At 39.6% G+C, this 16,052-nt stretch carries 16 protein-coding genes and 1 other annotated feature; all 16 genes read left to right on the forward strand.

Annotated elements, in window-relative coordinates; all coding sequences use genetic code 11:
• Positions 1-25 precede the first annotated feature (25 nt).
• The 16 genes from ACFS5O_RS10145 to ACFS5O_RS10220 all read left to right on the forward strand — a co-directional run bounded on the left by ACFS5O_RS10145 (position 26) and on the right by ACFS5O_RS10220 (position 15,709).
• Positions 26-1,102: an AI-2E family transporter gene (locus ACFS5O_RS10145; RefSeq protein ID WP_205726941.1), complete on the forward strand. Its 1,077-nt coding sequence runs from the start codon at positions 26-28 to the stop codon at positions 1,100-1,102.
• A gap of 32 nt (positions 1,103-1,134) precedes the next feature.
• Positions 1,135-1,356 (forward strand) — a binding site (T-box leader).
• A gap of 473 nt (positions 1,357-1,829) precedes the next feature.
• Positions 1,830-4,466, forward strand: a complete 2,637-nt coding sequence (alaS, locus tag ACFS5O_RS10150; protein ID WP_205726940.1) for an alanine--tRNA ligase — start codon at positions 1,830-1,832, stop codon at positions 4,464-4,466.
• Positions 4,467-4,544: 78 nt separating this feature from the next.
• A complete protein-coding gene (locus ACFS5O_RS10155) occupies positions 4,545-4,820 on the forward strand; it encodes an IreB family regulatory phosphoprotein (RefSeq protein ID WP_066240205.1) in 276 nt (91 codons plus the stop codon).
• A gap of 1 nt (position 4,821) precedes the next feature.
• On the forward strand, positions 4,822-5,241 hold the full coding sequence (gene ruvX, locus ACFS5O_RS10160) for a Holliday junction resolvase RuvX (protein WP_205726939.1): 420 nt from the start codon (positions 4,822-4,824) through the stop codon (positions 5,239-5,241).
• Between the two features lie 22 nt (positions 5,242-5,263).
• The gene (locus ACFS5O_RS10165) at positions 5,264-5,563 is read left to right on the forward strand and encodes a DUF1292 domain-containing protein (protein ID WP_066396438.1); all 300 of its coding nucleotides are present in this window, start codon (positions 5,264-5,266) and stop codon (positions 5,561-5,563) included.
• Positions 5,564-5,686: 123 nt separating this feature from the next.
• Entirely contained in the window at positions 5,687-6,826 is a 1,140-nt protein-coding gene (gene mltG / locus ACFS5O_RS10170; RefSeq protein WP_205726938.1) for an endolytic transglycosylase MltG, read from the forward strand.
• A 187-nt stretch (positions 6,827-7,013) separates the two neighbouring features.
• Positions 7,014-7,658, forward strand: coding sequence for an O-methyltransferase (locus tag ACFS5O_RS10175; RefSeq protein WP_318300248.1), 645 nt, complete (start codon positions 7,014-7,016; stop codon positions 7,656-7,658).
• Between the two features lie 30 nt (positions 7,659-7,688).
• Complete coding sequence (udk, locus tag ACFS5O_RS10180; protein ID WP_066396435.1) at positions 7,689-8,330, forward strand: uridine kinase; 642 nt, start codon at positions 7,689-7,691, stop codon at positions 8,328-8,330.
• A 148-nt stretch (positions 8,331-8,478) separates the two neighbouring features.
• Entirely contained in the window at positions 8,479-8,955 is a 477-nt protein-coding gene (gene greA / locus ACFS5O_RS10185) for a transcription elongation factor GreA (RefSeq protein ID WP_066396425.1), read from the forward strand.
• A gap of 105 nt (positions 8,956-9,060) precedes the next feature.
• Positions 9,061-10,809, forward strand: a complete 1,749-nt coding sequence (locus ACFS5O_RS10190; RefSeq protein WP_205726937.1) for a peptidoglycan D,D-transpeptidase FtsI family protein — start codon at positions 9,061-9,063, stop codon at positions 10,807-10,809.
• Positions 10,810-10,902: 93 nt separating this feature from the next.
• Entirely contained in the window at positions 10,903-11,529 is a 627-nt protein-coding gene (locus tag ACFS5O_RS10195) for a YrrS family protein (RefSeq protein WP_205726936.1), read from the forward strand.
• Positions 11,530-11,814: 285 nt separating this feature from the next.
• Positions 11,815-12,453: a class I SAM-dependent methyltransferase gene (locus tag ACFS5O_RS10200; protein ID WP_205726935.1), complete on the forward strand. Its 639-nt coding sequence runs from the start codon at positions 11,815-11,817 to the stop codon at positions 12,451-12,453.
• 15 nt (positions 12,454-12,468) lie between these two features.
• A complete protein-coding gene (gene mtnN / locus ACFS5O_RS10205; RefSeq protein WP_153237765.1) occupies positions 12,469-13,173 on the forward strand; it encodes a 5'-methylthioadenosine/S-adenosylhomocysteine nucleosidase in 705 nt (234 codons plus the stop codon).
• Positions 13,170-13,637 (forward strand): S-ribosylhomocysteine lyase, encoded by a 468-nt coding sequence (locus tag ACFS5O_RS10210; protein ID WP_066396416.1) that lies wholly within the window; start codon positions 13,170-13,172, stop codon positions 13,635-13,637. Before mtnN ends, ACFS5O_RS10210 begins: the two co-directional genes overlap by 4 nt.
• A gap of 12 nt (positions 13,638-13,649) precedes the next feature.
• Positions 13,650-14,573, forward strand: coding sequence for a PLP-dependent cysteine synthase family protein (locus ACFS5O_RS10215; RefSeq protein ID WP_205726934.1), 924 nt, complete (start codon positions 13,650-13,652; stop codon positions 14,571-14,573).
• Positions 14,574-14,575: 2 nt separating this feature from the next.
• On the forward strand, positions 14,576-15,709 hold the full coding sequence (locus tag ACFS5O_RS10220) for a bifunctional cystathionine gamma-lyase/homocysteine desulfhydrase (protein WP_205726933.1): 1,134 nt from the start codon (positions 14,576-14,578) through the stop codon (positions 15,707-15,709).
• The last annotated feature ends 343 nt before the right edge of the window (positions 15,710-16,052 follow it).

The following is a 16,052-nucleotide window of genomic DNA, read 5'->3' on the forward strand; positions in this document are numbered from 1 at the left end:
GGTTTTTTAAGAAAAGGGTGAAGAGATGACAAAAGACATTCGAATGAAGTGGGCTTACAGGTTAACCCTTTCTTTACTATTGTTTTTGTGTTTGTTTCTTTTAATGAAACTTTACCCACTTTATGAACCACTATGGCGTGCGATCAAGGGGGTCATTCTGCCATTTTTCCTTGCAGCTTTAATTACATATCTACTCCATCCCGTCGTTGAATACGTTCATGAAAAAGGATTACCTCGCTTTGTTGCGATCTTAAGCATATACATCCTTTTCTTTGGTGGTCTTGGATTTGCGGCAGTAAAAGGATTTCCGTATTTCGTCGTACAGATGAAGCAGTTGTTAGTGAATGTGCCTGTACTTGCTGAGGATTATAAGGATTTATTGTACCAAGTAGATCGAGGTACATCTGCACTTCCGTATTCGGTTCATTCTAAAATAGAAAATTATATCGTTAAAATGGAAAGTAACGCACAGGATCTATTGACCAATGCGATCTTTTCATTAAGAAAGATTGTAGACTACTTCTTTGTTATCATCGTTGTCCCATTTTTAGTCTTTTATTTTCTTAACGATTTTGAGAAGCTGAAGAAAGCACTTTGGTACCTAACACCGAGAAAATATCGATATGAAGGAAAGCATTTAATAAGAGATATCGACCAATCACTTGGAGGGTACATTAGAGGACAGTTGTTTGTAGGTGCTATACTAGGCGCAGCGGCCATGATTGCTCTATGGATTGTTGGGATGCCATATCCTATACTTTTAGGTCTTGTGATCGCGATAACGGACATCATTCCATACTTTGGTCCGATATTAGGGGCGATACCTGTCGTATTGATCGCACTCACGATTTCTTGGAAGATGGTGTGGATTACGGTAGGGATTATGCTCGTTCTACAGTTCATAGAAGGCAATATCCTTGGTCCGTTTATCGTCGGAAAGAACCTGCATATCCATCCAGTCTTTATTATTTTTTCCCTACTACTAGGTGGAGAACTGGCTGGTGTGCCAGGAATGATCTTAGCTGTTCCGATCTTCAGTGTGATTAAGGTCATTATTATTCACATTAGAGAACACCGACTTCAATCATCGATTGACAAGTAATATTGAATAAACGTATACTATCGCTAGAAGATCAAAAAACGCTGAAAGAGATAAGTACGTTTCAGTCCTTCCAAAAGAGAGAAGCATCCATCGGCTGAAAGATGTTTTAGGAAGAAGCGAAACAGAAAGCTACTCTGGAGTGCAGAAGAAAAATCTGCCGTTATGCCGCGTTAAGGCTTTAATCAAGGTGATATGCTTGAATATAAGCATATAACCAGGGTGGTACCGCGTGAATTCAAACTCTCGTCCCTGTATTTTTTATAGGGATGGGAGTTTTTTATTTTGCATAAGTTTGTAGCTTTAGAATTGATTTTGTACCTAAATTAGCAATTCAATCATTTACATTTTTTAACTAGGCTCTTTCTAAAAGATTGTTGCTTTGTATCTTTTCTCTTCTTATGCAAGTTGATTGCAGCGGAAGGTGGCGAGACTCCTATGGGACGAGCGTTCAGTCCGAAAAGTGGAAGTGGCTCGTTCAGCCCCGACTAGCAAAAGTTGAATGGTTTATGAAGGCGTATTTTGCCTTCTTGACCGTTTAACTTTTGACCTCGAGGGGCTAGCCACTGCAACTAGACAGGTGGAGACTCCTAATGGCGCATAGCGGCAGGAGGCTCACCGCACGCCCCATGGAAAGCGAGCGACCTGGTGCGGAATTCAACTAGCTTTCATAGCAACATGAATACGAAATCAGTCTTTATATTTATCTAAAAAAAGGAGAATGAAAACGATGAGAAATTTGACTTCAGCTCAAGTAAGACAGATGTTCCTTGATTTTTTCCAAGAAAAAGGCCATGGTGTAGAACCTAGTGCATCCTTAGTTCCACATGAAGATCCTACACTTCTATGGATCAATAGTGGAGTGGCTACACTAAAAAAATATTTTGATGGACGCGTGATTCCTGAGAACCCTCGTATCACGAATGCACAAAAATCGATCCGTACGAACGATATCGAAAATGTTGGGATTACAACTCGACACCATACGTTCTTTGAGATGTTAGGAAACTTCTCGATCGGCGATTACTTCAAAGTGGAAGCTATTCTTTGGGCTTGGGAGTTCTTAACGAGTGAAAAATGGATCGGCTTTGATCCTGAAAAACTCTCTGTGACCATCCATCCGGAAGATGATGAAGCATTTGATATTTGGACAAAGCAAGTAGGATTACCTGAAGAGCGTATCATTCGTTTGGAAGGCAACTTCTGGGATATTGGTGAGGGACCGAGTGGACCAAATACTGAGATCTTCTATGACCGCGGTGAATCTTTTGGCAGTGATCTGTCTGATCCAGAGCTATATCCAGGTGGAGAGAACGATAGATACCTTGAGGTCTGGAACCTGGTGTTCTCACAGTTCAACCATAATCCAGACGGAACATATACGCCGCTTCCTAAGAAGAATATCGATACAGGTATGGGACTTGAGAGAATGGTTTGTGTGATTCAAGATACGAAGACTAACTTTGAAACCGATCTATTCATGCCGATCATCAAAGAAACAGAAAAGCTTTCTGACACTTCTTATGGCTTAAGTACAGAAACTGACACTGCGTTTAAAGTAATCGCTGATCACATTCGTACGGTAAGCTTCGCGATTGGTGACAGTGCTCTACCATCGAATGAAGGAAGAGGATATATCCTTCGTCGTTTGATCAGAAGAGCGATTCGTTTTGCGAAAAAGATCAATATCAACAAGCCTTTCATGTATGAACTAGTTCCAACAGTTGCAGACATCATGGTTGACTTTTATCCAGAAGTAAAAGAAAAAGTCCCATTCATTCAAAAAGTTATTAAGACAGAAGAAGAGCGTTTCCATGAGACGATCAACGAAGGGCTTGCTATCTTAGAAGATGTTATGGCAAAAGAAAAAGAAGAAGGAAGAAACATTATCTCTGGAAAAGACGCATTCAAGCTTTATGATACGTTTGGATTCCCGTTCGAGCTTACCCAAGAATATGCGGCTGAAAATGGAATGGATGTTGATCTAGAAGGCTTTGAAAACGAGATGAAGGCTCAACGTGAACGCGCACGTGCAGCAAGACAAGAAGTGGACAGCATGCAAGTGCAAGGCGGCGTTCTTTCTGACATTACCGTAAAGAGTGAATTCTCTGGTTATGACCACCTATCAGGAGAAGCTCAAATACTTGAAGTTCTTCAAAACGGTGAGCGTGTTGCGATGGTAGCCGCAGGTGAAGAAGCTCAAGTTATCTTGGATGTTACGCCTTTTTATGCAGAAAGCGGTGGTCAGATTGCTGACCAAGGTACCATTACAGGTAAAGAACTGGCACTAAAAGTGAAAGATGTTCAAAAAGCGCCAAACGGACAAAACCTACACACAGTTGTTGTTGAAAAAGGTGTTCTCGAAAACAATATCGAAGTTTCTGTCAAGGTTGACCCTGAGATTCGTGCAAAAGTAGTGAAGAACCATACGGCTACTCATCTTCTTCATCAAGCATTAAAAGATGTTCTTGGAACACATGTGAATCAGGCTGGTTCTCTCGTTCAAGAAGGTCGTTTGCGTTTTGACTTCACACATTTCGGAAGCATCTCATCAGAAGAGCTTGAAAAGATCGAAGAGATCGTAAACGAAAAAGTATGGGGCAACATTCCTGTTGAAAAGATGGTTAAGAATATTAACGAAGCAAAAGCGATGGGAGCTATGGCTCTTTTCGGTGAAAAGTATGGTGAAACCGTACGCGTTGTAAAAGTAGGAGACTATAGTCTTGAACTTTGCGGTGGGTGTCACGTGAATAATACGTCAGAGATCGGTTTGTTTAAGATCGTTTCAGAATCCGGAATCGGGGCAGGGACACGCAGGATCGAAGCTGTAACAGGTGAGAACGCGTACCGTTTGATGAACGGACAAGTACAACTTTTAAAAGACACGGCAGCTAAGTTAAAAACAAATCTTAAGGACGTGCCTCAGCGTATCGATGCATTAAATGATCAAATTCGCGAGTTGCAAAAAGAGAAAGAATCTCTTGCAGCTAAAATTGGAAATATGGAAGCAGGCAGCTTGGTCGATGAGGTGCAAACGATCAACGGTGTATCTGTTATCGCTAAAAAAGTGAGCGGCGTGGATATGAACGGTTTGCGTTCGATCGTGGATGACTTAAAGAATAAGCTTCAAAGTGGAGTTGTTATTCTTGGAGCTGAAAATGGTGGAAAAGTAAATATCGTGGCTGGAGTAACAAAAGATTTAGTGACAAAAGGCTATCATGCGGGTAACCTAGTAAAAGAAGTGGCTGTCCGTTGTGGCGGAGGCGGTGGAGGCCGTCCAGATATGGCTCAAGCTGGAGGAAAAGATCCTGAGAAGCTGCAAGAAGGAATAGATTCTGCAGTTGAATTGATCAAAACCGTTTCCTAAGCTTTCATCTTTCATGTACAATAGAGACAAGAACTAATTTGTCCCTTAAGGGAGATCTTCAGAAAGAGGTGTTCGCCAGTGAGTTCAATGGACAAAACGATGAAGTTTAACTTCAACGAAGATGATGCTTATAAGACGAATGTTGAAACTGTCCTGTTTTCTGTTTATGACGCCCTGCAGGATAAAGGATATAATCCTATCAATCAGATTGTAGGTTATCTGCTCTCAGGAGATCCGGCTTATATACCTCGTCACAATGATGCGAGAAGCATGATTAGAAAACTGGAGCGAGATGAGCTTATTGAAGAGCTTGTAAAATCATATCTATCCACTCAAAAAGAAGGAAGTCGTTAATTTGACAAAAACACTCGGACTGGATGTTGGAACGAAGACGATCGGTGTTGCCGTCTCAGATGCACTGGGATGGACAGCACAAGGAGTCGAAACGATCCGACGCCGTCCTAATAAGCCAGAAGAAGATTATGCGAGGATCCAAGAGCTGATTCAGTTACATGATATCAGTAAGGTCGTAGTTGGTCTTCCGAAGAACATGAATGGTACAATAGGTCCCAGCGGAGAAGCTTGTCAAAACTTTGCTAAAGATATTGAAAGTCTGACAGGCCTTTCGGTTATCCTATGGGATGAGAGGCTGACCACGATGGCAGCTGAAAGAACATTAATTTCAGCTGATGTGAGTCGAAAGAAACGCAAACAGGTGATCGATAAGCTGGCAGCATCGATCATCCTCCAAGGTTATTTGGACAGCCAACAATAAGAAAAGTAGAGGTGAGCCAATTATGGCAAAAGAAGAACGCGAACGCATTATTATTCCAGACGAGAACGGTGACGAGAATCTATTTGAAGTTTTATTCAAATTTGATGTAGATCAAACTGGAAAATCATACATGGTAACGATTCCTGTAGCTGATTCAGAAGATGATGATACAGATGAAGTTGAGGTTTTCCCTTTCCGTTATGAAGAAAAGGGAGAAGAAGAAGACGATCTTGCTTTATTCCCACTTGAGACAGATGAAGAATGGGACATGATCGAAGAAATGTTAAACACATTTCAAGATGACGAGTACGAAACAGAATAATTGATGAAGTAAAAAGGAAGTTGGTATTCTAACCAACTTCCTTTTTTTATTCCAAATTACGGCCAATCTCGACAATTTCTGCTAGTAAACGTATAATGAAACAGGTGGGAAGGGGGAATAAACATGTTACATCTCCAGTCATCTGGGAATTACATAAATGAAAATAAAAGTAAAAAACGTCGTGCTAAAACAATTGTTCTGTCTATATTGCTTCTAATTGTTGCTTTAATCATCGGTGCTGCTATAGGTGCTTATTATTATTACAATAAAAATATTGGATCGATCGACTCAAATGATCATAAGAAAATCACAGTGGAGATTCCTATTGGTTCTTCCTCTTCAAAAATCGGAAATGAGCTTGAAGAAAAGGGATTGATCAACAGTGGGGATTTTTTCAGACTCTATACAAGAGTTAAAGGTGAAGGTAACTTTCAAGCTGGTATTTACGAACTTACTCCTTCTATGAATCTAAACGAGATCATCTCAGCACTTAAAGACGGAAAGATGTTTAAGAAGCCGGCATTAACCTTAACGATTCCTGAAGGCTATAATGTCCCGCAGATTGCAAAATTGATCAGTCAGAAAACGGGTTATAGTGAGGCAGATATCATTAAGAAGATGGCTGATAAAGCATATTTGAAACAACTTCAAGATAAGTATCCGATCTTACCAGATGATATCATGAAAGCAGGGCTGTACTACCCACTAGAAGGATTTTTGTTCCCTGCTACTTATGATTTTGATGTAAAGAAACCCGAGTTAACAGATGTGATCGGCAAGATGGTCGAACAATCTTCTGTTGTCCTGACCAAACATGAAAATGATATCAAGAATAGCGGTTATTCACTCTTTCAGATCATCACGTTATCCTCTCTTATAGAAGAAGAATCGCAGCGTGAAGAAGATCGAAAAAAGATTGCAGGTGTTTTTTATAATCGCTTGAGCAAAGATATGAAACTCGATTCTGATCCAACTGTTAAATATGCTCGAAAGAATTTTGATGTTCAAGTGTTATACGAACACCTTAAGTATGATTCAAAGTACAACACGTACCTTTATAAAGGGATTCCGATCGGACCTATCACTTCACCAGGTGAAAGAGCGATTGAAGCTGCCCTCCAACCAGTAAAGATGGACGAGCTGTTCTTTTATGCGAGACCAAACGGTGAAGTCATCTACACGAAAACCTTAAGCGAACATAATGCAGTATATAAAAAATACAGAGATGAATGGAAAGTTTGGCAAGAAAAAGACGATAATTAAACATGTTATAGAGGATACTAGTTGGTATTCTCTTTTTTTATGCTCTACCATCAACCTTTTCATAGAATTTAAAAGAAAGTTTTAACCTCTAAGACATGTATAAAACAGCCATAAAAGAATAGGACTCTCGCCTTCAAATAAAGATTATGTTACAATATACCGGTTAGTGTGAAGGAGGCGTGTTACTTTGGTCTCAAATGAATTGAACCAATATATCGAAAAAATTATCCCAACGCGCTCTGAGCAAGTACTAAAAATGGAGCAATACGCAAAAGAGCATAATGTGCCGATCATGGATTTAACAGGGATGGAGACCCTTTTGTCTTATGTTAGATTGAAAAAACCGAAACGTATATTAGAAGTAGGAACAGCGATTGGATATTCCGCCATCCGAATGGCTCTTGCATATGAGAATGCTGAAATTATTAGTATTGAAAGAGATGAAGAACGGTACAATATAGCAAAAGATAATGTTACATCGTTTCATCTAGAGAGCAGAATTACGTTGCTATTTGGAGATGCGAATGAATTGCAGAGCCAAGTAGAAAACTATGCCCCATATGACTTTATTTTTATAGATGCAGCAAAAGGACAATATCAAAACTTTTTTGATCATTATTCCTCCATGCTGTCACCTGATGGCATCATCGTCACAGATAATGTTCTCTTTAGAGGGTACGTCGCTGATGAAAGCGGCTTAGAGAGTAGAAGACTTCGTTCTCTAGTAAAAAAAATTAGAAGTTTTAACGAATACATGATGCAGCATCCTGACTATCAGTCTTCAATCTTACCGGTTGGGGATGGCATGATGGTGAGTATTAGAAATTCTTAATGGGACATGCAGTTTGGAGGAGTAATCAAAATGGCACAAAAACCAATTGTAATTGGGGTTGCAGGTGGATCTGGATCTGGTAAGACAACGGTAGCAAAAGAAATTTACAGGCAATTTGCTAACCAATCCATCTTAATCATAGAGCAAGATGCGTATTATAGAGATCAATCAGAAAAATCGATGGAAGAACGATTGGACACGAATTATGATCATCCTCTTGCTTTTGATAATGATTTGTTAATTCAACATATTTCTTCACTTCTAAAATACGATTCCATCGAAAAACCAGTGTACGACTATACAGCACATACAAGAAGTGATAAAATTATCCCAGTTGATGCTAAAGATGTCATTATACTGGAAGGTATCTTGATCCTTGAAGACGAACGACTACGTGATTTGATGGACATTAAGCTGTTTGTAGACACGGATGCAGATGTGCGTATTATTAGAAGAATGGTTCGAGATATTCGTGACCGTGGAAGAACACTTGAATCTGTAATCGATCAATATACATCTGTAGTAAGGCCGATGCATAATCAATTTATAGAACCAACGAAGCGTTATGCAGATATTATTATTCCAGAAGGCGGCCAGAACCTCGTTGCGATCGACTTAATGGTAACAAAAATCAAGACGATTTTGGAAGACAAAGCATTATTGAAAAAATGAGGAAGATTATCCTCATTTTTTCGGTATACACGGACAATTTGAGCTTTAAGCCATTTGGCAATCAACTATTGACCCATTTTTTATACATACCCTAGCCGAATTATCATATAACGTAACAAGGGTACTGATTATTTAAGGAGTGAAAACAATGGCAGACGAGAAAAAACACTATATGACCTTAGAAGGTAAACAGAAGCTAGAGAACGAACTTGAGTTTTTAAAAACAGAACGTAGAAAAGAAGTAGTGGAACGAATTAAAGTAGCGCGTAGTTTTGGAGATCTTTCGGAGAACTCTGAGTACGATGCAGCAAAGGACGAGCAGGCATTCGTAGAAGCTCGTATCGTTCAATTAGAAAAAATGATCCGTGATTCTGTTATTATTGAAGATAATAAAGACCAATCTGATAACGTTTCCATCGGGAAAACAGTCAAGTTTAAAGAGCTTCCAGATGGTGACGAAGAAACATACATCATCGTAGGTAGTGCAGAAGCAGACCCGTTTGAAGGGAAAATTTCTAACGATTCACCAATGGCGAAAAGTCTTTTAGGTAAAAAGCCTGGAGATAAAGTTTCTGTTCAAACGCCTGGTGGCGAAATCAGCGTTGTCATCCTAGAAGTAAAATAAACAAATTATGATTAGAAGACTTGCATTTAGCTGCAAGTCTTCTTTTTTATGCAACCGTTTAGGAACAAAACCAGTGGGTGAGAATAGGAGTAAGGTGGTGAGCACGTGTTATCAAAGAAAAGAACGATGATAGTGGCACTTTTTTTCCTTTTTCTTATCTTTTTTCTCACGTATCGGTTAGCAGATATACAGTTGATCTCTACTACTTCCTTCTCGAAAAATAATATCAACCTCATACAAGAAAGTGTGGATCAGCGTACCCACCGATTTACGATCAACGATGGTAGGGGATACTTTCTTGATCGAAATGGTGAACTGCTCTCAACAGATGTAAGTGCTCAAGTAATCGTCTTTCCGAATCTTTACTCAAAAAGATGGCCGATTGATCAGGTTGCTAACATACTTGATATAACAAGAGGTATCTTTACAAAAAAAGTAAGTGAACTACAGAAACCATCAGCACTCTCTCTATCAAAAGAAATCAGTATAGAGCAGATGAATGAGATCAATAAATTAGAGATTCCCGGGCTCTACGCTCAGCTTGTTACAAAACGAAATCCAACTCCGTTTGCGAATCATATCCTTGGAGCAGTGGGACAAGATCCAGATCAGATCAAAAGAAAGTATGAAGATAAACTAAAAAAAGGCACGGTTACGGTTAGAACAAAAACTGGTAAGAACGGCATGCAATATACATTCGATCCTTTTTTAATATCCGAAGGAGAAACAGAGTATATCTATCATGTGGATCGTCAAGGACAACCGTTGTTTGGCCTTGATGTAAAATTCCGTTCACAATCGAATCCCTTATATCCACTTCACGTGAAAACGACGCTAGATAAGAACATGCAGGAAGCGGTGGAAAAAACTCTGGATGCGCACGGTGTAGCTGAAGGTGGAGCGGTATTGATTGATATAGAAACGAACGAACTGCTGGCAATGTCAAGCAGGCCATTGTTCTCGAGTAAAACGATCTATAAACATGTTGATCATATGACGTCTCAACAAATTCCTGGTTCTGTATTTAAAATTGTAACAGCAGCTGCTGCTATCGAAGAAAATAAGATACAGAACGATAAGTTGTATGATTGTAACTTAAATATATACGGTGAAAAAGACGAGAGGCAACTTGGAATGTTGAATGTAGAGAACAGCTTTACACAAAGCTGCAATAAAGCATTTGGAGATCTAGCTAATGAACTACAAAAAACAGACTTAGGATATATGGAAAAATATGCAGAAAAGTTAGGTCTATTAACGCACAATGGATGGCAAGGAAAAGTCTATCATCTAGAATCATTCTCTCATCTGTATAAAGAAGAAGTGGGGCAGATCTACAGCTCCAAAAAGAAAAGTTCCGATTACAAAAGTTCATTAGCGACCTCACAAACAGCGATCGGTCAGCTCGATGTGAAGGTTACACCACTTGCTGTTGCCAACATGATGGCGACGATTGCTAGGGGTGGGGTCAGTTATGAAGTAAAGTCAGCTAAAAGTGTGAACTTTGCTAATGGTACCGAACTGATTAAATTTGAAGATCATGAAAAAGAAGGTGAAAAGCTCTCTCCTTATACGGTCATGAGACTTCAATCCCTTCTAATGAACGTCGTCAAGGATGAAAAAGGTACAGCACACGCTTTACAAGCTCTGCCTTTTCAAGTTGCAGGAAAATCTGGAACGGCACAAAAAGGAGGAGACCTTCGTTTCAACAATAAATGGTTTGCAGGATATTTTCCAGCTGAAAAGCCTCGTTTTGCTCTCGTGATCGTTGACTTGAAACACGATACGGTAAACCGCACGATTCCTGTATTTAGGGACATTTCTACCGAAATAATGAGAGAAACCGATTCCTGATAGAGGCAATCTGAAAAAGTGTAATAGGAAATAGTGTTCCTATACCACTTCCTCGTGGTAAAATAAAAAAAGTATTTTACTGAGGAGGATATTATGAAACGAAACCAGCGTTATGAATCAAGACTAGAAAAACGAAAACAAAATCGTTTTTTAAACATAGCAATCGGGTTAGTTGTTTTACTGATTGTTGTTGTTGCATTTAATCTTTTCTCAGGTGATGATAACGAAACAGCTTCAACGAACAAATCTAATTCTGAACAAACTACTGAAAACAACGAATCTAATAACAGTTCAATTGAGATGGAAACGGATGATTCAAAGTCAAAACCTGATAACGATGATTCTGAGTCTCAGGATAAAGAAGAATCACAAGACAAAACAGCTGAAGAAGCAACAGAAGAAGAAAAAACGGAATCAGATGCGCCTGAAGGTGGAGGTCCTGAAGGTCCTTGGCAACCGATCGGAACTTCGCAAACCGAGCCTCATACTAAGACATATGACGATGGCTCACAAGACTGGAACGAGATGGTCCAGGCACTTTCATATGCGACAAGCATTCCACAAGATCAAATGACCATCTTTTGGTTAGGAAATGGTGGAGGACCTGATCTTTCAAAGGGTACCGTACAATCGAAAGCCGACGGTAAAAAATATGATGTTATGCTTCAGTGGGTGCCTGAAAAAGGATGGCAGCCGACTAGCGTGACACCTATTCAATAAAATGAAGAAAAACAACCTGTTAAATGTAGCAGGTTGTTTTTTTGTGTTTCTAAATCTTCAGCAAGCAAGATACAAAGAATCAGGTACAAAAAACGATGAGGAATAATAGTCTATATATCACTATAAAGAAAGTTTTTAAATGTATACAACAAACTTTAATAATTGCCAACAGAAAAAGATATTTCATTTGAAAATCTTTAGTAATTATGATAATTTGGAACCTGTAAGATTTTAATTCATAGTATATTGATAGGAATTATATAAATTAAAAGGTGAGTGTGAAAAATGGGACGAGAATTTATTGATCTTTTTGATGAGTGGTCTTCTTCTTATGATGAAACAGTTTCTGGAAATGATCAGGAATATAAGGAAGTTTTTCATAATTATGATGAAATTTTAGAAACAGTCGTTCAGCGTTCCGGAAGTTTTGTCTTAGAGTTCGGAGTTGGAACTGGTAACTTGAGCGAAAAACTTCTTAGAGGCGGGAAACAAGTGATTGGTATTGAGCCTTCAAAGGGGATGCGTGAGAAAGCCTCTGAGCGTCATCCAGATCTAAGGCTTCATGATGGTGACTTTTTGTCTTTTCCAAAACTCGATCAAGAGATTGATACAATTGTAAGTACTTATGCGTTCCACCACTTAACCGATGAAGAGAAAGATCGAGCGATCGGACAGTATAGCCAGCTGCTTAAAAAGAATGGTAAAATTGTTTTTGCAGATACCGCTTATCTAAATGAAGACGATAAAAAAGAGCGTCATGAAAAAGTAAGATCACAAGGTTTTTTAAACTTGTTAAAAGATCTTCAGACCGAGTATTATACGACGCTTGGAGTACTAGAAGATCTGTTTAAGAAACATGATTTTGAGGTCTCGTTCAAAAAACTTAACGAATACGTCTGGCTGATGGAAGCGGTAAAAAAATAGACATTGGAGAATCTTATGAAAAGAATTGGAATTATTGGTGCAATGGAAGAGGAAGTAGTTCTTTTAAGAGAGCAACTAGTAGATCTAGAAGAAAATAAGCTTGCGGGTTGTGAATTTTACAAAGGATTACTGGACGGCCAAGAAGTCGTGTTATTAAAATCAGGAATCGGGAAAGTAAACGCAGCGATCGGGACTACGTTGATGATTCAGCTTTATGGACCAGATGTTATTTTGAATACTGGATCTGCTGGTGGATTTCATTCAGATCTGAACGTCGGGGATGTAGTCATTTCGACCGATGTTCGTCATCATGATGTAGATGCAACGATCTTTGGTTATGAGCACGGTCAAGTGCCACAGATGCCGCCTAACTATCTTCCTGACGAAAAACTTGTAAATGCAGCCGAACGAGCTGGTGCGAGAGTAGAAAACATCCAAGTAGCAAAAGGTTTGATCGCTTCAGGCGATTCGTTTATGAGTGATCATGCTAGGGTAGAAGATATCAGAGGCAAGTTTCCGACTCTATATGCTGCTGAGATGGAAGCTGCTGCTATCGCTCAAACGTGTTATCAATTCAAAGTTCCTTTTGTGATCATCCGTTCTTTATCTGATATCGCAGGAAAAGATGCACGAGTTTCTTATGACCAATTCCTACAAACAGCATCTAAGAACTCAGCAGAACTAGTACAAAAAATCGTTGAGGAGCTGAAATCAAAATGACAAAGAAAATGAACGTTGAAAGCTTTAACCTTGATCATACGAAAGTAGTTGCACCTTATATCCGTTTAGCAGGGACGACTACAGGAGCGAACGGAGATATCATCCATAAGTATGACATCCGCTTTTGTCAGCCGAACAAAGATCATATGCCGATGGAAGGACTTCATTCCATCGAACATCTGATGGCGGAAAATATTCGAAATCACCATTCTACTGTAGTGGACATCAGTCCTATGGGCTGTCAGACTGGTTTTTATCTATCTGTGATCAACCATGATAACTACGATGAAATTTTAGAAGTTCTCGAGAAAACGTTGAACGATGTTTTAGAAGCAACTGAAGTACCTGCATGTAATGAAGTTCAATGTGGATGGGCAGCTAACCACAGTCTTGAAGGAGCGAAAGAGATCGCGCGCAAGATGCTTGCTAAAAAAGATGAGTGGCATATTGTTTTCGGAGAATAGAGGACGATTCCAATGAAATATTTTAAAAACGTACATGAGTTGATCGGTAACACACCTCTTATGGAGATCACTCAATTTTCACTTCCGGAAGGTGTTCGTTTATTTGCAAAACTGGAGTTCATGAATCCAGGAGGAAGTGTAAAAGACCGTCTAGGTTTGGAGCTGTTGGATGCAGCTCTATCTAAGGGGGATCTTGTGCAAGGTGGTACGATCATCGAACCTACAGCAGGAAACACAGGGATCGGTCTTGCTCTTGCTGCGATCAATAAGGGGATAAACGTAATCTTTGTTATTCCAGAAAAGTTTAGTATAGAAAAACAAGAGCTTATGAAGGCGTTGGGTGCCACCATCGTTCATACCCCTACTGCCGATGGAATAAAGGGAGCGATTCAAAAAACGAAAGAATTATTGAATGAGATTCCGAATTCTTTCTCTCCATCTCAATTTTCTAACCCAGATAACCCTAACACGTACTACAAAACATTAGGTCCAGAAATCTGGGATGAGCTTGATGGCAATGTTGATGTTTTTGTAGCAGGAGCGGGTACAGGTGGTACGTTTATGGGTACAGCTCGTTACTTAAAAGAAAAGAACAAAAACGTGAAGACCGTTATTGTTGAACCTGAAGGCTCTATTCTTAATGGTGGAGAATCCGGACCTCATAAAACAGAAGGAATCGGTATGGAATTTCTTCCTGGATATATGGATTCCTCGTATTTTAACAGCATCCATACGGTAATGGATGTTGATGCATTCCAAAGAGTCGCTGAATTAGCCAAAAAAGAGGGGCTCCTTGTTGGAAGCTCCTCAGGAGCTGCTTTACACGCTGCACTCATTGAGGCACAAACCGCGCAACCAGGACAAAACATTGTCACGATATTTGCAGATAGTTCAGAGCGATATTTAAGCAAGAAAATTTATGAAGGAGGCATCTGATAATGAAACGTAAAACAAAACTGATCCACGGAGGCATTCCTTCTGATAAAACAACAGGGGCTGTGTCATTTCCGATCTACCAAGTAAGCACATACAAGCAAGAAGATGTGGGGGTTCATAGCGGATTTGAATATTCTCGTACTGGGAACCCAACTCGACATGCGTTAGAAGAACTGATCAAAGATCTAGAAGGAGGCAAACGCGGATTTGCGTTTGGCTCAGGAATGGCTGCCATTACTGCTGTTATGATGTTATTTGATTCTGGTGATCACGTTATTCTAACAGATGATGTATACGGTGGTACGTATCGTGTGATGACAAAGGTCCTAAACCGTCTCGGTATCGATTCAACGTTTGTAGATACTACAGACATCGAACAGATTGAAGCGGCTTTAAAACCGAACACGAAGGCGGTCTATGTAGAAACACCAACAAATCCATTATTAAAGGTTACAGATATCGAAGCTGTTGCATCATGGGCAAAAGCGAAAAACCTTCTGTTCATGGTAGATAACACGTTTAACACACCATATTGGCAGAATCCGATCGAATTAGGAGCAGATATTGTTCTTCACTCTGCTACGAAATATATTGGTGGCCATAGTGACGTTGTAGCAGGTCTTGTCGTGGTTAACGACGATAAGCTTGGAGAAGATCTGCATTTCGTCCAAAACTCAACAGGCGGCGTTCTAGGGCCTCAAGATTCTTGGTTGCTCATTCGTGGGATTAAAACGCTTGGGTTGCGTATGGAAGCTCATGAAAGCAATACGACGAAAATCGTTGAATTTTTAAAATCTCATTCAGCTGTAGAAAAAATTTATTACCCAGGACTAGAAGATCATCCTCAGCACGAGATAGCTAAAAAGCAATCTGGCGGCTTTGGTGGTATGGTATCGTTTGATGTTGGTTCACAAGCGAATGCTGATGCACTTTTGAAAAAGGTAAAATATTTCACACTTGCAGAAAGCTTAGGCGCAGTTGAGAGTTTGATCTCGGTTCCTGCTCGAATGACACATGCTTCTATACCTGCAGAACGAAGAGCAGAGTTAGGAATAACTGATGGATTGGTTCGAATCTCAGTTGGTATTGAAGATGCTGACGATCTGATCGATGATCTGAAGAATGCTTTAAGTTAAATGAAGAACACAAATAAAAGAACAAGTGCTTTAACAGGCACTTGTTCTTTTATTTCTGCTGCCTTAGTATGTCAATAAAACGAGGGCAAAATGTGAGCCTGAAAAATTAAAAAGGTGAGGGGTATAAGACACGTTTAGATTGTCGAAATTTGTAAACTCGCCGGTTTAGAAGTAAAACTCGCTGGATTAAAGTCATAACTCGCCGGATTAATTCCAAAATTTCCTGAATTACCTCTTTGGATACCCCGTAAGGTATAATCTGCTAACATTTTCAAAACACACAATGAATCTTTTTTGGCTCTAATTAATACAAGATAAATTCACCTTCAAATTAAATCGTACG

This window comes from Fictibacillus nanhaiensis, from assembly GCF_042686385.1.
Lineage (GTDB): Bacteria > Bacillota > Bacilli > Bacillales > Fictibacillaceae > Fictibacillus > Fictibacillus nanhaiensis.